The organism is Enterobacter sp. MGH120 (assembly GCF_001037725.1).
GTDB classification, from domain to species: domain Bacteria; phylum Pseudomonadota; class Gammaproteobacteria; order Enterobacterales; family Enterobacteriaceae; genus Enterobacter; species Enterobacter hormaechei_C.
The window spans coordinates 23,432-46,428 of the sequence record NZ_KQ089940.1; the positions used below are offsets into that span (position 1 = coordinate 23,432).

Sequence of the window (22,997 nt, forward strand, 5' to 3'; positions counted from 1 at the left end):
AATAAAACTTTATGAATTTTCAAACATTGTGAAGTTGCCAGCATATTTTCATGCCAGAGTGTGGTGATATAGTGTCGTCTTCATTTTTAAGGACAAAAGAGAGCGATGAGTCAGTCAGAATTTAAAAAAGAGCTGCCTAACGGCATTGGCCTTGCACCGTACCTGCGCATGAAGCAGGAAGGCATGACCGACAACGAAAGCCGTATCGTCGACTGGCTGCTCCAGCCGGGTAACCTGAGCGGCGCGCCTGCGATTAAAGACGTTGCCGAAACGCTGATGGTGTCGGAAGCGATGATCGTGAAAGTGGCCAAACTGCTCGGCTTTAGCGGTTTCCGTAACCTGCGTGCGGCGCTGGTCGACTACTTCTCGCAATCCGAACAAGTATTACCTGCGGAACTCGCTTTTGATGAAGCACCACAGGATGTGGTTAACAAAGTGTTCAATATTACGCTGCGCACCATTATGGAAGGCCAGTCGATAGTGAACGTGGATGAAATTCACCGCGCGGCACGTTTCTTCGCCCAGGCCAACCAGCGCGATCTGTACGGTGTGGGGGGTTCTAACGCTATTTGCGCCGACATCCAGCATAAGTTTCTACGCATCGGCGTGCGCTGCCAGTCGTATCAGGACGCGCACATTATGATGATGTCGGCATCGCTGCTGAAGGAAGGGGATGTGGTACTAATGGTCTCCCATTCCGGCCGCACCAGTGATGTGAAAGCAGCAGTTGAGTTAGCAAAAAAGAACGGCGCCAAAATTATCTGTATTACCCATAGCTACCATTCGCCGATTGCTAAACTTGCTGATTATATTATTTGTTCGCCAGCACCAGAGACCCCGTTATTAGGGCGCAACGCCTCCGCGCGTATATTACAGCTTACATTATTAGATGCGTTATTTGTTTCCGTTGCACAACAAAATATCGAACAGGCCACACTTAATATGCAAAAAACCGGCGCTATTGTGGATTTCTTCTCTCCTGGCGCACTGAAGTAAATTAAAAGGTTAATCCTGCTCAGGCGGGATTAACAACAACATATCCTACATTGAGAACACTGCTATGAATAAATATCTGAAATATTTCAGCGGCGCCGCTATGGGCTTAATGTTATCCACCAGCGCGTTTGCTGCTGCGGAATATGCGGTGGTATTAAAAACGCTCTCCAATCCATTCTGGGTGGATATGAAGAAAGGGATTGAAGATGAAGCCAAAACCCTGGGAGTAAGCGTTGATATTTTTGCCTCGCCGTCAGAAGGGGATTTTCAGTCCCAGCTACAGCTGTTCGAAGATCTGAGTAATAAAAAATACAAGGGTATCGCTTTTGCCCCACTCTCCTCCGTGAATCTGGTCATGCCCGTCGCGCGCGCCTGGCAGAAAGGTCTCTATCTGGTGAATCTCGATGAAAAAATCGATATGGATAACCTGAAAAAAGCAGGTGGCAATGTAGAGGGGTTTGTCACAACGGACAACGTGGCCGTCGGCGCAAAAGGGGCCGATTTTATTATCAATAAACTTGGTGCGGAGGGGGGCGAAGTCGCAATCATTGAGGGTAAAGCCGGTAACGCATCGGGCGAGGCGCGCCGCAATGGCGCAACAGAAGCCTTCAAAAAAGCAAACCAAATTAAGCTGGTTGCCAGCCAGCCCGCCGACTGGGATCGCATTAAAGCTCTGGATGTGGCAACCAACGTGCTGCAACGAAACCCGAATCTGAAAGCCTTCTACTGCGCGAACGATACCATGGCGATGGGCGTGGCGCAGGCGGTGGCAAACGCCGGTAAAATCGGCAAAGTGCTGGTGGTCGGCACCGATGGTATTCCAGAGGCGCGTAAGATGGTCGAAGCCGGTCAGATGACGGCAACCGTCGCACAAAACCCGGCGGACATCGGGGCGACCGGCCTGAAATTAATGGTGGATGCCGCGAAAACCGGGAAAGTCATTCCGCTGGAAAAAACGCCTGAATTCAAGTTGGTGGATTCGATTCTGGTGACAAAATAACGCAGAACTGTGCGGCTTGATGCCCTCACTCCGGCCCTCTCCCACAGGGAGAGGGTGAACAGAGAAGGAAATAAACATGGTCACGCCATATATCTCGATGGCGGGGATCGGCAAATCCTTTGGTCCGGTTCACGCATTAAAATCGGTTGATTTAACTATATACCCTCATGAGATCCACGCATTATTAGGGGAGAATGGTGCCGGTAAATCAACCTTAATGAAAGTATTGTCGGGAATTCATGAGCCGACCAAAGGCTCCATTATTATTAATGAAAAGAATTACGACAAATTGGATCATAAACTGGCAGCACAACTGGGCATCGGCATTATATATCAGGAACTCAGCGTTATTGATGAATTAACCGTGCTGGAAAATTTATATATAGGCCGTCACCTGACTAAAAAGGTTTGTGGCATCAGGATTATTGACTGGAAAGAGATGCGCATTCGCGGTGCGATGATGCTCTTACGCGTCGGATTAAAAGTCGATTTAGATGAAAAAGTAGCGAATTTATCCATCAGCCATAAACAGATGCTGGAAATCGCGAAAACCTTAATGCTCGATGCCAAAGTGATCATTATGGATGAACCCACATCTTCATTAACCAATAAAGAGGTGGATTATCTTTTCTTGATCATGAATCAGCTGCGTAAAGAAGGCACCGCCATCGTCTATATCTCGCATAAGCTCGCGGAAATCCGCCGCATCTGCGACCGCTACACGGTAATGAAAGACGGTTCCAGCGTATGCAGTGGCCTGGTGAGTGACGTTTCAAACGACGACATTGTGCGCCTGATGGTCGGCCGCGAACTGCAAAACCGCTTTAACGCCATGAAAGAGAGCACCGGCAACATCGAACGCGACACGGTGTTTGAGGTGAACAACGTCACCAGCCGGGACAAGAAAAAAGTGCGAGATATTTCGTTCAGCGTGAACCGCGGCGAAATACTGGGTTTTGCTGGTCTGGTCGGCTCGGGACGTACCGAACTGATGGACTGTCTCTTCGGCGTGGATAAACGCGCGAGCGGTGAAATTCGCCTCAACGGCAAAACCATCTCCCCGCGTTCGCCTCTGGATGCGTTGAAAAAAGGGATGGCCTACATCACCGAAAGCCGCCGCGAAAATGGCTTTTTCCCTAATTTCTCTATCGCCCAAAACATGGCCGTCAGCCAGAGCCTGAAAAACGGTGGCTATAAAGGGGCCATGGGGCTCTTTCGCGAGCATGAAGAACGCAAGACCGCCGAAGCACAGCGCCAGTTGCTGGCGTTGAAGTGCCATAGCGTAGAGCAAAACATCACCGAACTCTCCGGCGGCAATCAGCAAAAGGTGCTGATTTCTAAATGGCTGTGTTGCAACCCGGACGTCATCATTTTTGATGAACCCACGCGAGGCATCGACGTCGGCGCAAAGGCCGAAATCTACAAGGTGATGCGCCAGCTGGCTGACGAAGGCAAGGTCATCCTGATGGTGTCATCTGAATTACCTGAAATTATCGCCGTCTGCGGCCGCATCGCCGTGTTCTGCGAAGGGCGGCTGACGCAAATCCTGACCAATCGCGACGACATGAGCGAAGAGGAGATCATGCCATGGGCATTACCACAAGAGTGAAAGGCGATATGGCGGAGAAAAAGCCATTTAACTTCGCGCTGTTCTGGGACAAGTACGGTACCTTTTTTATCCTCGCGATTATAGTCGCCATCTTTGGCACGCTGTCATCGGAGTACTTCCTCACCACCAACAACATCACGCAGATTTTTGTCCAGAGCTCGGTAACGGTGCTGATCGGGATGGGCGAATTCTTTGCCATCCTTGTCGCGGGTATTGATCTGTCCGTCGGAGCCATTCTGGCACTCTCCGGCATGGTGACTGCCAAACTGATGCTGGCTGGTGTCGACCCGTTTTTTGCAGCACTGATTGGCGGCGTACTGGTCGGCGGCGCGCTGGGGGCGATCAATGGCTGTCTGGTCAACTGGACCGGGCTACATCCGTTCATTATCACTCTCGGTACTAACGCCATTTTTCGCGGCATCACGCTGGTGATTTCCGATGCTAACTCCGTCTATGGCTTCTCGTTCGACTTTGTAAACTTCTTCGCTGCCAGCGTCCTCGGGATACCCGTACCGGTCATCTTCTCGCTGATCGTCGCGGCGATCCTCTGGTTCCTCACCACCCGTATGCGGCTGGGGCGCAATATCTACGCCCTGGGCGGTAACAAAAACTCGGCGTTCTACTCCGGCATCGACGTGAAGTTTCATATTCTGGTGGTGTTCATTATTTCTGGCGTATGCGCCGGGCTGGCGGGCGTGGTGTCGACTGCGCGTCTGGGCGCAGCGGAGCCGCTGGCCGGGATGGGATTTGAAACATACGCCATCGCCAGCGCTATCATCGGCGGAACCAGCTTCTTCGGCGGTAAAGGCCGCATCTTCTCGGTCGTGATTGGTGGTCTCATCATCGGCACCATCAATAACGGACTCAATATCTTACAGGTACAAACCTACTACCAGCTGGTGGTAATGGGCGGGTTGATTATCGCCGCTGTTGCCCTCGACAGATTGATCAGTAAGTAAGGAAATCACTATGAAAATTTCACCCTCCCTGATGTGTATGGATCTGCTGAAATTCAAAGAACAGATCGAATTTATTGACCAGCACGCGGACTACTTCCATATCGACATCATGGACGGCCACTTTGTGCCTAATCTGACGCTGTCTCCGTTCTTTGTCGGCCAGGTGAAGAAGCTCGCCACCAAACCACTGGACTGTCACCTGATGGTGACTCGCCCGCAGGACTACATAAGCCAGCTGGCGCAGGCCGGAGCAGACTTCATCACACTGCACCCGGAGACCATCAACGGTCAGGCTTTCCGCCTGATTGAAGAGATCCGTCGTCACGGTATGAAGGTGGGACTCATCCTCAACCCGGAAACCCCGGTTGAGGCAATGAAATACTATATTCATAAGGCGGACAAAATCACCGTGATGACCGTCGATCCAGGCTTTGCCGGGCAGCCGTTCATTCCGGAAATGCTGGAGAAAATTGCCGAGCTGAAAGCCTGGCGCGAACGCGAAGGGCTGAGCTATGAGATTGAGATCGATGGCTCATGCAATCAGGCCACCTATAAAAAACTGATGGCCGCCGGCGCAGATGTCTTTATCGTCGGAACGTCTGGTCTGTTCAACCATGCAGAGAATATCGGGGATGCATGGCAGCTTATGGCCGGGCAGATCCTGTCGGCACGAAACGAGGTTGTTCCTCATGCAAAAACAGCCTGATGTCGTCGCCGGAGTGGATATGGGGGCCACTCATATCCGTTTTTGCCTGCAAACGGCCGACGGTGCGGTGTTGCATTGTGAAAAACAGCGCACCGCGGAGGTTATCCGCTCTGGTGTGGTGTGCGGCGTGACGGAAATGATCACGGCTCAGCTGCGTCATTTACAGGTTCACTGTCGCGGTCTGGTCATGGGCTTTCCGGCACTGGTCGGCAAAGACAAACGCACCATTATTTCGACGCCAAATCTGCCTTTGCAGGCGAATGAGCTCCGCGATCTGGCGGGAAAACTTGAAGATGCGCTAGGCTGCCCGGTCGAATTTTCCCGCGACGTTAACCTTCAGCTTTCGTTTGACGTGGTGCAACACAATCTCCAGCAGCAAGAGGTTCTGGCGGCCTACCTTGGCACCGGCATGGGATTTGCCATCTGGCTAAACGGTGCTCCATGGACGGGCGCGCACGGCGTAGCGGGCGAGCTCGGGCATATTCCACAGGGGGATATGACGCGGCACTGTGGTTGTGGCAACCCGGGATGTCTGGAAACGGTTTGTTCCGGTATCGTATTGAAACAGTGGTACGAACAGCAGCCCCGCGAGTATGCGATGGGAGATATCTTTTCAGCCGTACCCGATGACCCCTTCGTACAGCAACTCCTGAATCATGCAGCCCGCGCCATTGCCACCAGTGTAAATCTGTTCGATCCGGATGCGGTGATCCTCGGAGGCGGCGTAATGGATATGCCTGGCTTTCCGCGCGAAGCGCTGATTGTCGGGATAAAGCAGCATTTGCGCCGCCCGCTGCCGCATGAGTCCGTGAAATTTATCCCTGCCTCGTCGTCGTCTTTTAACGGCGCTCAGGGGGCCGCTACCCTGGCTCGCTGCCGGTTCCTGCCATCACCTTGCGCAGCGCCTGCGCCAGCTGTGCGCGGGTGAAAGGTTTTCGCAGTAACTGAACGTCCGGCAGCTGCGGGTTATGCGCCGGGCGCAAATCCTGCCCGCTGATCAGCAGCACCGGCAACTGCGGATAGTGGCTGCGTACATGGCCGATCACCTCCGCACCACTCAGGCCGCCCGGCAACATCAGGTCGCTGATAAACATGCCGATATCCGGTGATGCGTCCAGCATGTTCAGCGCCTGCTCGCCGTTTTCGGCTTCAAGCGTCAGGTAGCCAAGCTGGTGCAGTTGCTCGCACAGGGTCTGCCGCACGCCCGCCTCATCTTCCAGGACCAGCACAAGCAGCTCACTCTCTGCCGGGGCCGTGGTCGCCAGCGCGGCATCATCGGAGAAAGCGGGCAGCGTCGAGCGCGGCAGCTGGAGCCGCACGGTGGTTCCCTGCCCCGGCGCGCTTTCGATCTCAACGCGCCCCCCGGACTGACGCACAAAGCCGTACACCATCGACAGCCCTAACCCGCTGCCGCTGCCGGTCTGTTTGGTGGTGAAGAACGGTTCAAAGACCTGCGATTTCACCTCCTGCGACATCCCGCAGCCGTGGTCAATCACCTCCAGCGCGACCATATCCTGCCTGCGCCCGTCGCTGCGGGTCACACGCTGGTTCCAGGTGCGGATTTTGATCACACCATTTTGCCCCTCCATTGCATCACGGGCGTTCATTACCAGGTTGATAATGGCGTTTTCCAGCTGGCTGACGTCAATCCATGCGGGCCAGGCCGGGGTTTGCGCTTCAATATCCAGCGTCAGCGTGGCGGGAAGCGAGTGCCGCATCAGCTCGCTCAGGTTCTCCAGCAGCGGCTTCATCTCTACCGCATGAGGTTGCAGGGATTGCTTGCGCGAGAAGGCCAGCAGACGCTGGGTGAGCATGGCCCCGCGTTCTGCGGCTTTGAGCGCACGAGTGATGCGCGGCGCGTCCGGTGACGCTGAATCGGTCAGCTCCAGACTGCCGATAATCACCGCCAGCAGGTTATTAAAATCATGCGCCAGCCCGCCCGTCAGTTGCCCAACCGCCTTCATTTTCTGGCTGTGCAGCAGCGCCTCCTCCAGCCCCTGACGTTCGATGCGGTCGACCTCCATCTGCGAGGTCTTCTCCTTCAGTAGCCGCGTGGTGTGCTCCAGCGAAGCGGTATTGCGGGCAAAAACGTTAAACGCGCGCGCCAGTTCCCCCAGCTCATCACGCCGCTGTAGCGCGGGCACCGACACATCCTGCTCGCCGTGAGCGAGGCGCGACATTGCCCTTGAGATAGCCGTCAGGTTGGAGCCCAGATTGCGGTAAATATACCAGCAGGCGCAGCCGGTGATGATCAGCGCCAGCACCGCGAAGACGCTGATAAACACGCTGATGGAGCGCAGCTCCTGGTGGCTTTGGGCGGTACGCAGCCGGGAGGCCTGCGCCACCTGTTCAACGTACTGATTGATGTCGCGGTTTAATATCGCCACCAGCGCCTTGATGTGGAACATGTACCAGCTGATGGACAGATCGCTCTCCTCCAGCTGCTTTGACAGTGGCGCGAGCTTGCGCAGCTCATCATTAAAATCCGGGAGCACCAGGTTGACCACCGGTTGCAGGGCGCTCGCGGGTAACATCGCGGTTACTGCATCCAGCTGCTGCACCGTGGCGCGCGGTGAAGGGGTATCAATGGCGGCAACGATCAGCCTGTCCATCTCTGCAAGCTGCCGGGCGTCTGGCACATTGCTCGCGTAACGGCGGTTGATATCCTGCAAATGACGCAGATAGCTTTGGCTTTGATACAGCGCGCTGAGCAGCGCGTTACGCTCCAGATGCCGTTTTTGCCCGCGCTCCAGCATTCCCGTCACGCTCTGCTGTAACTCATTGCTCCTGCGGATAATACGCGCCACCAGCGCCGGCTCCTGCTGCGCCAGCGGCGCATCGGCAAGCTGCTCCAGCGAGTGGCGCAGCGCCATCTGCGTCTGTTTAAGCCGTTCAGCTTCGCCTTTGTACTCCAGCGCACCGACTACCTGCGACAGCCGCACCGCCGCCGTCGCCACATTCGCGGTATCACGCGCGAGGTTCATGCTGCCAGTCATATCATCCAGCGTTTGCTGCTGCACCTGCTCCTGGATCTGGCTGGCATGACGAAAGCCGAGCACCGCCACGCCGCTTACCATCAGCGTTACCGCCACCACCAGCAGGTTAAATATCAGCAGGCGACCGCGGGCGCTGGTGAAGAATGGGGGGCGTGAAGACATGGGTTTGGGCTCCTCTGCGGTTTGGTGCCCTCACCCTGACCCTCTCCCGCCGGGAGAGGGAAAAGGAAAATGTGATGGCGATTAGCTATTCATAACTATGACAAATATGAACAGCTTCTGACATTTTGCATTTACGCGCCTGTGATGAAGTACAGATATCGACATTCACAGGAGATCCGCCATGAGCAGAACCCCGGTTTTAGAGATGCGCCACATTGCCAAAACCTTTGGCAATTTCCACGCGCTCAAGGGTGTGGATTTGACGGTTTTCCCCGGTGAGATCCACGCGCTGATGGGGGAAAACGGCGCCGGAAAAAGCACGCTGATGAAGATCCTCGCAGGCGCTTATACCGCCAGCAGCGGCGACATCCTCATCGACGGTCAGCCGTTTCACATCAAAGGTCCGAAGGATGCGCTGGCCGCAGGCATTACCCTGATTTATCAGGAGATGCAGCTTGCTCCTAACCTGACCGTGGCGGAAAACATTTTTCTCGGCAGCGAGCTGTCGCGCGGCGGGCTGGTGCAGCGCAAAGAGATGGCCGCCCAGGCGCAGGCGGTGATTGACCGTCTCGGCGCGCAGTTCAGCGCCACCGACCTGGTGATGAAGCTGACCATCGCCGAGCAGCAGCAGGTGGAGATCGCCCGCGCGCTGCACCGCAACAGCCGCATTCTGGTGATGGATGAACCCACCGCCGCCCTCTCTTCGCGCGAAACGCACCGCCTGTTTGAACTGATTTTGCGCCTGCGCGATGAAGGGATGGCGATTATCTACATCAGCCATCGCATGGCGGAAGTGTATGAGCTTTCCGATCGCGTCAGCGTCCTGCGCGACGGGCAGTACGTCGGCAGCCTGACGCGCGACAAGCTGAATGCCTCTGAGTTGGTGCGCATGATGGTGGGCCGCCCGCTCAGCGATCTGTTTAACAAAGAGCGCGATATTCCGCTCGGCAGCCCGCGTCTGAACGTGCACCACCTGACAGATGGCAAAAAAGTGCTGCCGTGCAGTTTGCAGGTTCGCTCCGGTGAAATCGTCGGGCTGGCGGGGCTGGTCGGGGCCGGTCGCTCCGAGCTGGCGCAGCTGATCTTCGGCGTGCGCAAAGCCACCGGCGGCATGATCGAGGTCGACGGCGAACCGGTGGTGATCCACTCCCCGCGCGCGGCCATTGAAAACGGCATCGGTTTTCTTACCGAGAACCGCAAGGAGCAGGGGCTGTTTCTGGAGCTGGCGGCGCAGGAGAACATCACCATGGCGACGCTGGAGCGCGACGCCACCTTCGGCTGGCTGAACCGCAAAAAAGCGCAGTCTATTTCCGATGACGCCATCGCCCTGCTCAATATCCGCGTGCCGCATTCTCAGGTGCGCGCGGGCGGGCTCTCCGGCGGCAACCAGCAAAAGCTGCTGATCTCCCGCTGGGTGGCGATTGGCCCGCGCATTCTGATTCTGGACGAACCTACGCGCGGCGTGGACGTCGGCGCGAAAAGCGAGATCTACCGCATCATGAACCAGATGGCGCGCAAAGGGGTGGCGATTCTGATGATCTCCAGCGAGCTGCCGGAAGTGGTGGGCATGAGCGACCGGGTGTACGTGATGCGGGAAGGCAGCATCGCGGGTGAACTCCACGGACGCGACATCTCTCAGGAAAACATTATGACGCTGGCAACCGGCGTGAACGACACACATCATCAGGCGGTGTAATTATGACAACTCCAACCCATCCGCAGCAGGTGGCGAAATCCGCCTCCGCCAAAAAAATGCTGATGAGCGATCTGATGCAAACGATCGGCATTTTGCCAATTTTAATCCTGATTGTGGCGGTATTTGGCTTTATCGCCCCGAACTTTTTCACCGAGAGCAACCTGCTGAATATTACCCGGCAGGCGTCGATCAACATCGTGCTGGCGGCGGGGATGACCTTCATCATCCTGACCGGCGGGATTGACCTCTCTGTGGGCTCGATTCTGGGCACTACGGCGGTAGCGGCGATGGTGGTCTCGCTTATCCCGGAATTTGCGATGCTCTCCATTCCGGCGGCGCTGATGCTCGGTATGGTGCTGGGGCTGTTCAACGGCGCGCTGGTGGCCTTTGCCGGGCTGCCGCCGTTTATCGTCACCCTCGGCACCTATACGGCACTGCGCGGCGCGGCGTATCTGCTGGCGGACGGCACGACGGTCATTAACTCCAACATTAACTTCGAGTGGATCGGCAACAACTACCTCGGCCCGATTCCGTGGCTGGTGGTGATCGCCCTGGCGGTGATTGTGGTGTGCTGGTTTATTCTGCGTCGCACAACCCTCGGCGTTCACATCTATGCGGTCGGCGGCAATATGCAGGCGGCACGCTTAACCGGCATCAAGGTCTGGCTGGTGCTGCTGTTTGTCTACGGCATGAGCGGCCTGCTCTCGGGATTAGGCGGCGTGATGAGCGCCTCGCGCCTCTACAGCGCCAACGGCAACCTCGGCACGGGGTACGAGCTGGATGCGATTGCGGCGGTGATCCTCGGCGGAACCAGCTTCGTCGGCGGGATCGGCACGATCACCGGCACGCTGGTCGGTGCATTGATCATCGCCACCCTCAACAACGGCATGACGCTGATGGGCGTCTCCTACTTCTGGCAACTGGTGATCAAAGGGGCGGTGATCATCATAGCGGTGCTGATCGACAAATACCGTACCCGACACCATCAAAGTGCATAACAACAATACCCTACGTGAGGAATACAGCATGAGATTAAAGCCCTTAGTGACCGCGCTCTGTGCTGGCGCGCTGCTGGCCGCAACCCCGTTTGCGCAGGCAAAAGATCTGAAGTCCATCGGCGTGACGGTGGGCGACCTGGCTAACCCGTTCTTCGTGCAGATCACCAAAGGCGCCGAGCTGGAAGCGCGCAAGCTGGCGGGAGATAACGTCAAGGTGACGCTGGTCTCCAGCGGGTACGATCTGGGCCAGCAGGTGTCGCAGATCGATAACTTCATTGCGGCGAAAGTGGACATGATCATCCTCAACGCCGCGGATTCCAAAGGGATCGGCCCGGCGGTAAAACGCGCCAAAGAGGCAGGGATCGTGGTCGTGGCGGTTGACGTGGCGGCGGAAGGGGCCGATGCGACAATCACCTCCGATAACACCCAGGCGGGGGAGATGGCCTGTAAGTACATAACCGACCGCCTGAAAGGTAAAGGCAACGTGGTGATCATCAACGGGCCGCCGGTTTCTGCGGTACAAAACCGCGTGGAGGGCTGCCAGACCGAGTTCAGGCGCCACCCGGATATCAAAGTGCTCTCGGATAATCAGAACGCCAAAGGCAGCCGCGAAGGCGGACTGGAGGTCATGACCTCCCTGCTGGCGGCCAATCCGAAGATCGACGGCGTATTCGCAATTAACGATCCGACGGCGATCGGCGCCGATCTGGCAGCGAAACAGGCGCAACGCAATGAGTTCTTTATCGTTGGCGTGGATGGCAGCCCGGACGGTGAAGAAGCTCTGAAGCGCGAAAACTCCCTGTTTGTGGCGACGCCGGCGCAGGATCCGCAGGTGATGGCGGCGAAGGCGGTGGAGATTGGCTATGACATTCTCCAGGGCAAACCTGCGCCGAAAGAGCCTGTGCTGATCCCGGTGACGATGATCGATAAAAAGAACGTCGGCACGTATAAGGGGTGGACGGTTAAGTAAACCCGGTGCGGCCTGATGCCCTCACCCTAACCCTCTCCCACGGGGAGAGGGAACTTACTCCCCCTCTCCCTTGAGGGAGAGGGCCGGGGTGAGGGGGTGGCATAAAACTCAAGGAGTCCCCATGAAACGCTCCGACATCAATGAAATCCTCGGCCACACGCGGCAGTTCTTCTCCATGCACGACGTGCATCTCCCGCCGTTTGCCAGCTTTCCGCCAACAAAATGGCAGCAGCTTGACCAGGCCGCCTGGCAGGAGGTGTTCGACCTCAGGCTCGGCTGGGACGTGACGGCGTTTGGCGGCAACCACTTTGCCGCACAGGGGTTAACGCTGTTCACCCTGCGCAACGGCTCCCCCAACGGCGTGCCTTATGAGAAGTGCTATGCCGAAAAAATCATGCACGTGCGCGACGGCCAGGTGACGCCGATGCATTTCCACTGGCGCAAGCGGGAGGACATCATCAACCGCGGCGGCGGGAATCTGATTATTGAGTTATGGAATGCGGGCGCGCATGAGGAGACCGAAAACACCGACGTGATCGTCACGATAGACGGCTGTCGGCAGACGCACGCGCCCGGCAGCCAGCTGCGCCTCACGCCAGGGGAGAGCATCTGCCTGACGCCCGGCCTGTACCACAGTTTCTGGGGTGAACGCGGCTTTGGCGACGTGCTGGTGGGCGAAGTGTCGTCGGTCAATGACGATGAACACGACAACCACTTTTTACAGCCCATCGATCGCTACAACACCATCGAAGAAGACGAACCGGCGGTGCTGGTGCTGTGCAACGAGTACAACCTGTTTCGGATATAAGGAGTGAATGATGCCATTGATTTCTCTTGCCGACGGTCTGGCACACGCCAGAGAACACCGCTACGCCCTGGGCGCGTTCAACGTTCTCGACTCCCATTTTCTGCGCGCGCTGTTTGCCGCGGCGAAACAGGAACGCTCGCCGTTTATCATCAACATCGCCGAAGTGCATTTTAAGTACGTGTCTCTGGAGTCGCTTGTTGAAGCGGTGAAGTTCGAAGCCGCCCGTCACGATATTCCCGTGGTGCTGAACCTCGACCACGGGCTGCATTTTGAGGCCGTCGTGCGCGCCCTGCGCTTAGGGTTCAGCTCGGTGATGTTCGACGGCTCGACGCTGAGCTATGAGGAAAATATCCGCCAGACCCGGGAAGTGGTGAAGATGTGCCACGCGGTGGGCGTCTCGGTGGAGGCGGAGCTGGGCGCAGTCGGCGGAGATGAAGGCGGCGCACTGTATGGGCATGCGGATGAAGCGTTCTTTACCGACCCACAGCTGGCGCGCGAGTTTGTCGATTTAACCGGTATCGACGCGCTGGCGGTCGCCATTGGCAACGCGCACGGCAAATACAAGGGCGAGCCGAAGCTTGATTTCCCCCGTCTGGACGCCATTCGCCAGCAGACGGGCCTGCCGCTGGTGTTACACGGCGGCTCTGGCATCAGCGATGCCGACTTCCGCCGCGCCATCGAGCTGGGCATTCATAAAATCAACTTCTATACCGGCATGTCGCAGGCCGCGCTCGCCGCCGTTGAGCAGCGCATGGCAAACCGCCAGCCGCTGTACGATGAGTTTGCCGAACTGCTGCTGGGCATTGAAGAGGCCATTACCGATACGGTCGCGGAGCAGATGCGCATCTTCGGCAGCGCGGGGCAGGCATAATGGAACGCAAAGGGATTATCGCCGCAGGCAACATGCTGGTGGATCACGTTCATCAGATCGTGCAGTGGCCGGAGCGCGGCTGGCTGGCGGAAATCACCCACAGCGAACGCTCAACCGGCGGTGCGCCGCTCAACGTTCTGCTGACGCTGGCGAAAATGCACGTCGGCCTGCCGTTACAGGCGGTGGGGCTGATTGGGGAAGACAGCGACGGAGACTATATTCTGGCGATGCTCGACCAGTATCACGTCAATCGCCAGCGCGTGCAGCGTACAACGTTCGCCCCAACGTCGATGTCGCAGGTGATGACCGACCCCAGCGGACAGCGCACCTTTTTCCACTCGCCGGGCGCCAACCGCCTGCTGGATCTTCCCGCCTTCGATCGTTTAGACGGATCGCTGAAGATCTTCCATCTCGGCTATCTGCTGCTGCTCGACAGCCTGGACATGCCGGACGAGGAGTTTGGCACCCGCAGCGCGCGGTTACTGGCACAGATGCGCGATCAGGGGTATGAAACCTCGCTCGATCTGGTCTCCCGCAAGGGCGATCCGCGCTATCAGCCGCTGGTGCTCCCTGCCCTGCGCCATCTTGATTATCTGGTGATTAACGAGCTGGAAGCCGGTGAGTTTAGCGGGCTTGAGATCCGCGACGGTCATGGTGCGCTGAACATGGTCCATATCGCCGACGCTGCCGCACAGTTGCTGGCGGCAGGCGTGCGGCAGCGGGTAGTGATCCACTGTCCGGAAGGGGCATGGGGTGAAGCGCCGGGTGAAAAAGGGCAATGGGTTCCTTCGTGGAAGCTGACGCAGGACGAGATTATCGGCAGCGTCGGTGCGGGCGACGCGTTTTGCGCAGGCTTTTTATACGGTTGCCATGAATCGCTGTCGCTTACCGAGAGTATTTATCTGGCGCACGCCTGCGCGCGGGCCAGCCTGCTGGCGGCCAATGCGATTGACGGCGCGAAAACGCTGGCCGAGCTTCAGGCGTTTATTCAGGAGAACGGTCAGGCGGCTTTCTCATGATGGGAAACGTCCGTGGCAAAAACATAGCCCAGACCGCGAATGGTTTTGATCAGCAAAGGCTGGTGCGGATTGACCTCAATTTTTCGCCGTAGCCGCATGATCAACACGTCGATAGTGCGGTCAAAGACCTCGGCGCTTTCGCTGTGGGTCAGCTCCAGCAGCTGTTCACGACTCAGTACCCGGCGGGCGTTTTGCGTTAATGCCAGCAGCAGGCCGTATTCGCCCTGGGTTAACGGCACGGTATTACGCTGCGGATCGCTCAGCTCGCAGCGGGTGGTGTCCAGCGTCCAGCCGTTAAAGGTAATACCTTCAACGCGCGGCGCGGCAGGCTCCGCGTCCAGCGCGCCGGTACGACGCAGCACCGCCTTAACGCGGGCGACCACCACGCGCGGATTGAACGGTTTTCCGATGTAATCATCGGCGCCCATTTCCAGCCCGACGACCACATCTGATTCACTTCCCAGCCCCGTCAGCATCACCACCGGTAGCGACGGTCGCTGCTTTTGCAGTTGCAGCAAAACCTGTAATCCGTTGATATCCGGCAGCATCATGTCCAGCAGAACCAGCGCAATGCCGGGGTCCTGCTGGACACGGTTCACCGCGTCCTGACCGGTGTGACACGTCAGCACGGTAAAGACGTGCTCGCTGAGCACATCCTGTAGCAGTTCGCAGACTGCGACATCATCATCAACCACCAGAATCGCCGGTTTCATCGCATGCTTCCGTCAGGGAATTATGTTAAGTCTGAACCATTCTGCCGCTGGCTCCAGCCTAATTGTTTTTTACGTGACGGAAATTCAATCCATGTCACATCCCCTGCCCTTTCGACACGTCAATTTTGACGATTGGCTGTTTTTCGTCAGGGTTTTGCCCCGCAAAGGGCCGTAAAGTCAGGAAATACCCATAGTAAAAACATGGCATAGAAGCTGCATATTGGGCAGGTAAGAACTGTTTAACTGGAGCAAAGTGATGAAAAAAGTCGTCACGGTTTGCCCTTATTGTGCCTCAGGTTGCAAGATCCACCTGGTGGTCGATAACGGCAAAATCGTCCGGGCGGAAGCGGCGCAGGGTAAAACCAATCAGGGCACGCTGTGCCTGAAAGGGTACTACGGCTGGGATTTTATTAACGATACCCAAATCCTCACGCCGCGCCTGAAAACCCCTATGATCCGCCGCGAGCGCGGCGGCAAGCTGGAAGCCGTCTCCTGGAATGAAGCGCTGGATTACGTCGCCACGCGCCTCAGCGCCATCAAGGCCAAGTATGGCCCGGATGCGATTCAGACCACCGGCTCCTCACGCGGAACCGGGAATGAAACCAACTATGTGATGCAAAAATTCGCGCGCGCCGTTATTGGTACCAATAACGTCGACTGCTGCGCTCGCGTCTGACACGGCCCATCGGTTGCAGGTCTGCACCAGTCGGTCGGTAACGGCGCAATGAGTAATGCCATCAATGAGATAGATAACACCGATCTGGTGTTCATCTTCGGCTATAACCCGGCGGATTCTCACCCTATCGTCGCGAATCACGTTATTCGCGCCAAACAGAACGGGGCGAAAATCATCGTCTGCGATCCGCGTAAAATTGAAACCGCGCGCATTGCGGATATGCACATCGCACTGAAAAACGGCTCGAACATCGCGCTGTTGAATGCGATGGGGCATGTCATTATTGAGGAGAACCTCTACGACCAGGCGTTTGTCGCGAGCCGTACGGAAGGGTTTGAAGAGTATCGCAAGATTGTCGAAGGCTATACGCCGGAGTCAGTAGAGGCGATAACCGGCGTCAGCGCGCAGGAGATCCGCCAGGCGGCGCGGATGTACGCCGGAGCGAAAACCGCCGCCATTCTGTGGGGTATGGGCGTGACCCAGTTCTACCAGGGCGTGGAAACCGTGCGCTCGCTCACCAGCCTCGCCATGCTGACCGGCAATCTGGGTAAAGCGCATGTGGGCGTGAACCCGGTGCGTGGTCAGAATAACGTGCAGGGTGCGTGTGATATGGGCGCGCTGCCGGACACCTATCCGGGCTACCAGTACGTCAAATTCCCGGAAAACCGCGAGAAGTTTGCGAAGGCCTGGGGCGTGGAAAGTCTGCCGGCACACACCGGATACCGCATCAGCGAGCTGCCGCACCGCGCGGCTCACGGTGAAGTACGTGCGGCCTACATCATGGGTGAAGATCCGCTCCAGACCGACGCCGAACTGTCTGCGGTGCGCAAAGGCTTTGAGGATCTGGAGCTGGTGATTGTTCAGGATATCTTTATGACCAAAACCGCGGCGGCGGCGGATGTGATTCTGCCGTCGACCTCCTGGGGCGAGCATGAAGGTGTCTATACGGCGGCAGACCGCGGCTTCCAGCGCTTCTTCAAGGCCGTCGAGCCGAAGTGGGATCTGAAAACAGACTGGCAAATCATCAGCGAAATCGCCACCCGCATGGGCTACCCGATGCACTACAACAACACCCAGGAGATCTGGGACGAGTTGCGGCATCTGTGCCCGGACTTTTATGGGGCAACCTATGAAAAAATGGGTGAGCTGGGCTACATCCAGTGGCCGTGCCGGGATGAATCAGAATCCGATCAGGGGACGTCATACCTCTTTAAAGAGAAGTTCGACACCCCGAACGGGCTGGCGCAGTTCTTCACCTGCGACTGGGTCGCGCCGATCGATAAGCTCACCGACGAGTATCCGATGGTGCTCTCCACCGTGCGTGAAGTGGGCCACTACTCCTGCCGTTCCATGACCGGTAACTGCGCCGCGCTGGCGGCGCTGGCGGATGAACCGGGCTACGCGCAGATCAACACCGCCGATGCCGAACGTCTCGGTATTGAAGATGAAGCGCTGGTGTGGGTGAACTCGCGTAAAGGCCGCATCATTACCCGCGCGCAGGTCAGCGACCGTCCAAACAAAGGGGCAGTCTATATGACCTACCAGTGGTGGATTGGCGCCTGTAACGAGCTGGTGACGGAGAACTTAAGCCCGATAACCAAAACGCCGGAGTATAAATACTGCGCCGTAAACGTGGAGCCAATAGCGGATCAACACGCTGCGGAACAGTATGTGATCGACGAATATAACAAGCTGAAAGCCCGCCTGCGCGAAAGCGCAATGGGATGAAGCCGTTAATTAATCGCTGACTAAATGGGGTGAGATATTCACCCCATTATTATTTCTGGCATCGCTATTAATTACATCTATATATATTTCTGAAGATGTCTCGCAGAAAAAATGTAATTTGCACGAAAATTAATTACATCTTTGCATTTTAATTCAGCGAGATAAGATATGCGGCGGGTGCTTAAGACTTTCTGTCTTGAGCATTGTTGAGGGACAGAAAGTGGAAAGCCCCGGGAAATTTGCATTTACCCGAGGCTACCCCTCAACAACCAACAGGTTGAGAGTAGCCTCTTATTCTTTTTTTCACAAGGAGTAAAAGGCATGACGCCATTAAAAACTACGTTAGGCATCGTCTTTATTATTTGCCTGACGATAGTGATCTTTACCTTTATTACTCGCGATAAGCTCTGCGAGTTTTCAATAAAGAGTGAACATCAGGAGGTGGCGGCGAAATTAGCCTGTAACGCAGGCTAACCTCTTCGGGCGGAACGCGTGTTCCGCCCGGCTTGTGGGATGCTGAGGTCTTAACGCACCCGTTTTTTTCTTCTGTCACCGCGATTATACTGCGCGGCGTGTACCCAGATGATAAGAATCCATGAAAACCCTTTTTCTGATGTTGTTATTTTTAACCGCGTTTGCCCATGCCGATGAGATAGGCAGCCAGTATAAAAAGCAGGCTGAAGCGGGCGATGCGCGCGCGCAGTATTATCTTGCCGATACCTGGTTCAGTTCCGGCGACAGCGCGCAGGCGGCGCTGTGGGCGGAAAAAGCGGCAAAAGGCGGTGATGTCGACGCCATGGCGCTGCTGTCGCAAATCCACTTTTCGCAGGGCGACTATGCTCAGGCCAAAGCCCTGGCCCAGCAGGCAAACATTGCGGGCAGCAAACGCGGCGCGATCATGCTGGCGCGGGTGCTGGTGAACACGCAGGCGGGCAAAACCGACTACCCGCAGGCCATCGCACTGCTGCAATCGGCGACCGAAGACATCGATAGCGACTCGGCGGTAGACGCGCAACAGCTGCTGGGGCTGATCTATGCCAACGGCGTTGAAGTCCCTCAGGATGACGTGCAGGCCGCGTCGTGGTTCAAGCGGAGTTCGGCTCTGTCCCGGACGGGCTATGCGGAGTACTGGGCAGGAATGCTGTTCAGGCAGGGTGAGAAAGGCTTTATCACACCGAATAAGCAGAAAGCGCTTTACTGGTTAAACCTGAGCTGTACCGAAGGGTTTGATACCGGGTGTGAAGAGTTTGATGCGTTGAGCGGGGAGTAACGTGCCGGGTGGCGGCTTCGCCTTACCCGGCCTACAAAACCCGTAGGCCCGGTAAGCGCAGCGCCACCGGGCTTAGAATGTTACTGGTCAGCCGTTTTATCAAAACGACCCAGCACCTCGCGTTCATACGCCAGCGCTTTTTTACGGTCGAACTTGTGTTCCCACTTGGAGATTACCAGCACCGCCAGCGCATTACCCACCACGTTCAGCGCAGTACGCGCCATGTCGAGGATACGGTCCACACCGGCAATAAACGCCAGGCCTTCCAGCGGAATACCGACGCTGCCCAGCGTCGCCAGCAGCACCACGAAGGAGACGCCCGGCACGCCTGCGATGCCTTTTGAAGTCACCATCAGCGTCAGAACCAGCACGATCTCCTGCCACAGCGACAGGTCAATGCCGTACAGCTGCGCGATAAAGATTGCCGCAATACTCTGATACAGCGTCGAACCATCCAGGTTAAAGGAGTAACCCGTTGGCACCACGAAGCTGGTAATGGACGCCGGCGCACCGTAGGCCTCCATCTTCTCAATGATACGCGGCAGTACGCTCTCGGAGCTTGCCGTGGAGTAGGCCAGAATCAGCTCATCCTTCAGGATGCGGATCAGGATCCAGATGCTGAGCCCGCACAGGCGCGCCACAATGCCCAGCACTACCAGCGCGAAGAACAGAATCGCGAAGTGCACCAGAATCACCAGCTTCGCCAGCGGCCACAGGGAGGCAAAGCCGAAGTTCGCTACGGTCACCGCAATCAGCGCGAATACCCCGACCGGCGCATAACGCATCACCATGTGGGTGACTTTGAACATGGTTTCGGAGACAGATCGGAACACGGTGACCAGCGGTTCACGGTGCGTCGCAGGCAGGGAAGAAAGCCCCAGACCAAAGAGTACCGAGAAGAAGATGATCGGCAGCATCTCGCCCTTCGCCATGGACGCGATAATGTTGGTCGGCACCAGCGAGAGAATAGTCCCCATCAGTCCATGCGAATGGCTCTGCACATCGGCGGTTGTGCTTTGGTATTTCGAAATATCCACCGTCGCCAGCTGCGACATATCGATCCCGGCACCAGGCTGGAACACATTCGCCAGGGTGATGCCAAGAACGATGGCAACCGTGGTGATCACTTCGAAATAGAGAATAGTTTTAACGCCGATGCGGCCTAACTGTTTCGCATCACCGACACCCGCGATACCGACCACCAGCGTCGAGATCACAATCGGCACAACAATCATCTTGATCAGATGAATAAAGATATCGCCCGCAGGGGAGAGAAGGTTCGCAATCAGCCACTCGCGGCTGTCGCTATGATAATGGAGGTAACTGCCCAGCAAGATGCCCAGCACAAGGGCCAGCAGGATCTGCCAGGCCAGGCTGACTTTCAAATTTTTCATAGAAACTGACTTCCTCAATGAAATCTCCGTACCATCAAAACTGCATGAATATGGAGACATACTGAAAGGGTATGAATTGTGTTGCGTTGGTTTATGGGATTTTTTAACGCGCCGTATGAGTATCATTTGCACGGCATGCTGCGCAAGCCTTAAAGAACAAGGCATTTCACTGCAAAAAGTGTCATTGACGGCAATTTATAGCAATTCGCATAAATAACCATTTGTTATACAAAATATTTTCACTTCAAAAAAGTGAATAATTCTTCAGGTGAATTATTTCCCTTCAAAGTTTCATTCGCTCAATTTTCATACTCTTCAGACATTGCGTGATCTGTCGCCCAAATACTAAACAAAGCTTGTAAAGCCCCTACTATTAACGTTTTTGCGACATATTATTAACATCTTACAAGGAGAAAAAAAGCCATGAGCCAAATACACAAACACGACATTCCCGCAAACATTGCGGACCGTTGCCTGATAAGCCCGGAGCAATACCAGGAGAAATACCAGCAGTCCGTTTCCAGCCCTGACGCGTTCTGGGGTGAGCAGGGCCACATCCTCGACTGGATCAAACCTTATCAGAAGGTAAAGAACACCTCTTTCGCGCCGGGCAACGTCTCCATTAAATGGTATGAAGACGGCACGCTGAACCTGGCGGCGAACTGCCTGGACCGCCATCTTGCTGAACGCGGCAACGAAACGGCCATCATCTGGGAAGGCGACGATGCCTCTCAGAGTAAACACATCTCGTATAAAGAACTTCATCGCGACGTGTGCCGCTTTGCCAACGTGCTGCTGGCCCAGGGCATTAAAAAAGGCGATGTGGTGGCGATCTATATGCCAATGGTGCCGGAAGCCGCCGTGGCTATGCTGGCCTGCGCGCGCATCGGTGCGATCCACTCCGTTATCTTCGGCGGTTTCTCGCCGGAGGCGGTTGCCGGGCGTATTGTCGACTCAAATTCGAAGCTGGTGATCACCGCTGACGAGGGCGTGCGCGCCGGGCGCGGTATTCCGCTGAAGAAAAACGTTGATGAAGCGCTGAAAAACCCGAACGTGAAATCCATCAGTAACGTCATTGTCTTCAAACGCACGGGCGGCAAAATCGACTGGCACGAGGGGCGCGACCTGTGGTGGAGCGATCTGATTGAAAACGCCAGCGACCAGCATCAGCCTGAAGAGATGAACGCGGAAGATCCGCTGTTTATTCTTTATACCTCCGGCTCCACCGGTAAGCCGAAAGGCGTGCTGCATACCACCGGCGGCTATCTGGTTTACGCGGCCACCACCTTTAAATACGTTTTCGACTACCATCCGGGCGACATCTACTGGTGTACCGCCGACGTGGGCTGGGTCACCGGTCATAGCTACCTGCTGTACGGCCCGCTGGCCTGCGGCGCAACAACGCTGATGTTTGAAGGCGTACCGAACTGGCCGACCCCGGCGCGTATGTGCCAGGTGGTTGATAAGCATCAGGTCAACATTCTCTACACCGCGCCAACGGCGATCCGCGCGCTGATGGCAGAAGGAGATAAAGCTATCGAAGGGACCGACCGCTCTTCCCTGCGTATCCTCGGCTCCGTGGGCGAGCCGATCAACCCCGAAGCCTGGGAGTGGTACTGGAAGAAGATCGGCAACGAGAAGTGCCCGGTGATGGATACCTGGTGGCAGACCGAAACCGGCGGCTTCATGATCACCCCGATGCCGGGCGCCACGCAGCTGAAAGCCGGTTCGGCCACCCGTCCGTTCTTCGGCGTGCAGCCTGCGCTGGTGGACAACGAAGGCAATCCGCAGGAAGGCGCTACCGAAGGCAACCTGGTGATCGTCGATTCCTGGCCTGGCCAGGCGCGTACCCTGTTCGGCGACCATGAGCGCTTCGAGCAGACCTACTTCTCGACCTTCAAAAACATGTACTTCAGCGGCGACGGCGCGCGCCGGGATGAAGACGGTTATTACTGGATCACCGGACGCGTGGACGACGTGCTGAACGTCTCCGGCCACCGTCTGGGCACGGCGGAGATTGAGTCTGCGCTGGTGTCGCATCCGAAAATTGCCGAAGCGGCGGTTGTCGGCATTCCTCACAACATCAAAGGCCAGGCGATCTACGCCTACGTCACTCTGAACCACGGCGAAGAGCCGTCGCCAGAGCTGTATACCGAGGTGCGCAACTGGGTGCGTAAAGAGATCGGCCCGCTTGCCACGCCGGACGTGCTGCACTGGACCGACTCGCTGCCGAAAACCCGTTCCGGCAAGATTATGCGCCGTATCCTGCGCAAAATCGCGGCGGGCGACACCAGTAACCTCGGTGATACCTCAACGCTGGCCGATCCTGGCGTGGTGGACAAACTGCTCGAAGAGAAGCAGGCCATCGCAATGCCTTCCTAGTGTTTTCTCCCTCTCCCCGTGGGAGAGGGCCGGGGTGAGGGCAT

At 56.6% G+C, this 22,997-nt stretch carries 19 protein-coding genes; 16 read left to right on the forward strand and 3 right to left on the reverse strand.

Annotated elements, in window-relative coordinates; translation table 11 throughout:
• The first annotated feature begins 105 nt into the window (after window positions 1-105).
• The 6 genes from alsR (at window position 106) to alsK (ending at window position 6,198) form a co-directional block, all read left to right on the forward strand.
• The gene (gene alsR, locus SK54_RS00135; protein ID WP_048246559.1) at window positions 106-996 is read left to right on the forward strand and encodes a MurR/RpiR family transcriptional regulator; all 891 of its coding nucleotides are present in this window, start codon (window positions 106-108) and stop codon (window positions 994-996) included.
• Between the two features lie 64 nt (window positions 997-1,060).
• Window positions 1,061-1,996 (forward strand): D-allose transporter substrate-binding protein, encoded by a 936-nt coding sequence (alsB, locus tag SK54_RS00140; protein WP_015570212.1) that lies wholly within the window; start codon window positions 1,061-1,063, stop codon window positions 1,994-1,996.
• 76 nt (window positions 1,997-2,072) lie between these two features.
• Complete coding sequence (gene alsA / locus SK54_RS00145; protein WP_048246561.1) at window positions 2,073-3,605, forward strand: D-allose ABC transporter ATP-binding protein AlsA; 1,533 nt, start codon at window positions 2,073-2,075, stop codon at window positions 3,603-3,605.
• Window positions 3,584-4,564 (forward strand): D-allose ABC transporter permease, encoded by a 981-nt coding sequence (gene alsC / locus SK54_RS00150; RefSeq protein ID WP_023302935.1) that lies wholly within the window; start codon window positions 3,584-3,586, stop codon window positions 4,562-4,564. Before alsA ends, alsC begins: the two co-directional genes overlap by 22 nt.
• Window positions 4,565-4,574: 10 nt before the next feature.
• Window positions 4,575-5,270: a D-allulose 6-phosphate 3-epimerase gene (gene alsE / locus SK54_RS00155; protein WP_015570210.1), complete on the forward strand. Its 696-nt coding sequence runs from the start codon at window positions 4,575-4,577 to the stop codon at window positions 5,268-5,270.
• Complete coding sequence (gene alsK, locus SK54_RS00160) at window positions 5,254-6,198, forward strand: allose kinase (protein ID WP_032620751.1); 945 nt, start codon at window positions 5,254-5,256, stop codon at window positions 6,196-6,198. The genes alsE and alsK overlap by 17 nt, the downstream gene beginning before the upstream one ends.
• Here alsK and SK54_RS00165 read toward each other — a convergent pair.
• Window positions 6,131-8,428 carry a hybrid sensor histidine kinase/response regulator gene (locus SK54_RS00165; RefSeq protein WP_015570208.1) on the reverse strand — a complete coding sequence of 766 codons (2,298 nt, stop codon included), beginning with the start codon at window positions 8,426-8,428 and terminating at the stop codon, window positions 6,131-6,133. The genes alsK and SK54_RS00165 overlap by 68 nt on opposite strands.
• Before the next feature lie 181 nt (window positions 8,429-8,609).
• On the opposite strand from SK54_RS00165, the gene SK54_RS00170 reads away from it, so the two are divergent.
• The 6 genes from SK54_RS00170 to SK54_RS00195 all read left to right on the forward strand — a co-directional run bounded on the left by SK54_RS00170 (window position 8,610) and on the right by SK54_RS00195 (window position 14,790).
• Window positions 8,610-10,124, forward strand: a complete 1,515-nt coding sequence (locus SK54_RS00170) for a sugar ABC transporter ATP-binding protein (protein WP_023302933.1) — start codon at window positions 8,610-8,612, stop codon at window positions 10,122-10,124.
• Between the two features lie 2 nt (window positions 10,125-10,126).
• On the forward strand, window positions 10,127-11,122 hold the full coding sequence (locus tag SK54_RS00175; RefSeq protein WP_003860239.1) for an ABC transporter permease subunit: 996 nt from the start codon (window positions 10,127-10,129) through the stop codon (window positions 11,120-11,122).
• Window positions 11,123-11,150: 28 nt separating this feature from the next.
• Complete coding sequence (locus SK54_RS00180; RefSeq protein ID WP_003860240.1) at window positions 11,151-12,092, forward strand: ABC transporter substrate-binding protein; 942 nt, start codon at window positions 11,151-11,153, stop codon at window positions 12,090-12,092.
• 121 nt (window positions 12,093-12,213) lie between these two features.
• On the forward strand, window positions 12,214-12,900 hold the full coding sequence (locus SK54_RS00185) for a D-lyxose/D-mannose isomerase (protein ID WP_017382640.1): 687 nt from the start codon (window positions 12,214-12,216) through the stop codon (window positions 12,898-12,900).
• Between the two features lie 10 nt (window positions 12,901-12,910).
• A complete protein-coding gene (locus SK54_RS00190; RefSeq protein ID WP_023295772.1) occupies window positions 12,911-13,771 on the forward strand; it encodes a ketose 1,6-bisphosphate aldolase in 861 nt (286 codons plus the stop codon).
• Window positions 13,771-14,790 (forward strand): carbohydrate kinase family protein, encoded by a 1,020-nt coding sequence (locus SK54_RS00195; RefSeq protein ID WP_023295771.1) that lies wholly within the window; start codon window positions 13,771-13,773, stop codon window positions 14,788-14,790. Before SK54_RS00190 ends, SK54_RS00195 begins: the two co-directional genes overlap by 1 nt.
• On the opposite strand, the gene SK54_RS00200 is transcribed toward SK54_RS00195, so the two are convergent.
• Window positions 14,772-15,503, reverse strand: a complete 732-nt coding sequence (locus tag SK54_RS00200; RefSeq protein ID WP_015570202.1) for a response regulator — start codon at window positions 15,501-15,503, stop codon at window positions 14,772-14,774. The genes SK54_RS00195 and SK54_RS00200 overlap by 19 nt on opposite strands.
• 256 nt (window positions 15,504-15,759) lie before the next feature.
• Between SK54_RS00200 and fdhF the strand changes: the two genes are divergently transcribed.
• From fdhF to SK54_RS00220, 3 genes are all read left to right on the forward strand, one after another.
• On the forward strand, window positions 15,760-17,907 hold the full coding sequence (gene fdhF / locus SK54_RS00210; protein WP_080024796.1) for a formate dehydrogenase subunit alpha: 2,148 nt from the start codon (window positions 15,760-15,762) through the stop codon (window positions 17,905-17,907).
• Between the two features lie 321 nt (window positions 17,908-18,228).
• Window positions 18,229-18,381 carry a Hok/Gef family protein gene (locus SK54_RS00215; RefSeq protein ID WP_023295770.1) on the forward strand — a complete coding sequence of 51 codons (153 nt, stop codon included), beginning with the start codon at window positions 18,229-18,231 and terminating at the stop codon, window positions 18,379-18,381.
• A 121-nt stretch (window positions 18,382-18,502) separates the two neighbouring features.
• Window positions 18,503-19,177, forward strand: a complete 675-nt coding sequence (locus SK54_RS00220) for a tetratricopeptide repeat protein (protein WP_015570200.1) — start codon at window positions 18,503-18,505, stop codon at window positions 19,175-19,177.
• Between the two features lie 80 nt (window positions 19,178-19,257).
• Here the strand turns inward: SK54_RS00220 and gltP are convergent, their stop codons facing one another.
• Window positions 19,258-20,571, reverse strand: coding sequence for a glutamate/aspartate:proton symporter GltP (gltP, locus tag SK54_RS00225; RefSeq protein ID WP_015570199.1), 1,314 nt, complete (start codon window positions 20,569-20,571; stop codon window positions 19,258-19,260).
• 423 nt (window positions 20,572-20,994) lie between these two features.
• Here gltP and acs point away from each other — a divergent pair, with 423 nt between their 5' ends.
• Complete coding sequence (acs, locus tag SK54_RS00230) at window positions 20,995-22,953, forward strand: acetate--CoA ligase (protein ID WP_015570198.1); 1,959 nt, start codon at window positions 20,995-20,997, stop codon at window positions 22,951-22,953.
• Window positions 22,954-22,997 lie beyond the last annotated feature (44 nt).

Coding starts and splice junctions, on each gene's coding strand:
- alsK (WP_032620751.1), top strand. CDS start 5,254: ATGCAAAAACAGCCTGATGTCGTCGCCGGAGTGGATATGGGGGCCACT.
- SK54_RS00180 (WP_003860240.1), top strand. CDS start 11,151: ATGAGATTAAAGCCCTTAGTGACCGCGCTCTGTGCTGGCGCGCTGCTG.
- SK54_RS00195 (WP_023295771.1), top strand. CDS start 13,771: ATGGAACGCAAAGGGATTATCGCCGCAGGCAACATGCTGGTGGATCAC.
- SK54_RS00220 (WP_015570200.1), top strand. CDS start 18,503: ATGAAAACCCTTTTTCTGATGTTGTTATTTTTAACCGCGTTTGCCCAT.
- SK54_RS00185 (WP_017382640.1), top strand. CDS start 12,214: ATGAAACGCTCCGACATCAATGAAATCCTCGGCCACACGCGGCAGTTC.
- SK54_RS00215 (WP_023295770.1), top strand. CDS start 18,229: ATGACGCCATTAAAAACTACGTTAGGCATCGTCTTTATTATTTGCCTG.
- SK54_RS00175 (WP_003860239.1), top strand. CDS start 10,127: ATGACAACTCCAACCCATCCGCAGCAGGTGGCGAAATCCGCCTCCGCC.
- alsA (WP_048246561.1), top strand. CDS start 2,073: ATGGTCACGCCATATATCTCGATGGCGGGGATCGGCAAATCCTTTGGT.
- alsC (WP_023302935.1), top strand. CDS start 3,584: ATGGGCATTACCACAAGAGTGAAAGGCGATATGGCGGAGAAAAAGCCA.
- SK54_RS00165 (WP_015570208.1), bottom strand. CDS start 8,428: ATGTCTTCACGCCCCCCATTCTTCACCAGCGCCCGCGGTCGCCTGCTG.
- acs (WP_015570198.1), top strand. CDS start 20,995: ATGAGCCAAATACACAAACACGACATTCCCGCAAACATTGCGGACCGT.
- SK54_RS00190 (WP_023295772.1), top strand. CDS start 12,911: ATGCCATTGATTTCTCTTGCCGACGGTCTGGCACACGCCAGAGAACAC.
- SK54_RS00200 (WP_015570202.1), bottom strand. CDS start 15,503: ATGAAACCGGCGATTCTGGTGGTTGATGATGATGTCGCAGTCTGCGAA.
- alsE (WP_015570210.1), top strand. CDS start 4,575: ATGAAAATTTCACCCTCCCTGATGTGTATGGATCTGCTGAAATTCAAA.
- SK54_RS00170 (WP_023302933.1), top strand. CDS start 8,610: ATGAGCAGAACCCCGGTTTTAGAGATGCGCCACATTGCCAAAACCTTT.
- alsR (WP_048246559.1), top strand. CDS start 106: ATGAGTCAGTCAGAATTTAAAAAAGAGCTGCCTAACGGCATTGGCCTT.
- alsB (WP_015570212.1), top strand. CDS start 1,061: ATGAATAAATATCTGAAATATTTCAGCGGCGCCGCTATGGGCTTAATG.
- gltP (WP_015570199.1), bottom strand. CDS start 20,571: ATGAAAAATTTGAAAGTCAGCCTGGCCTGGCAGATCCTGCTGGCCCTT.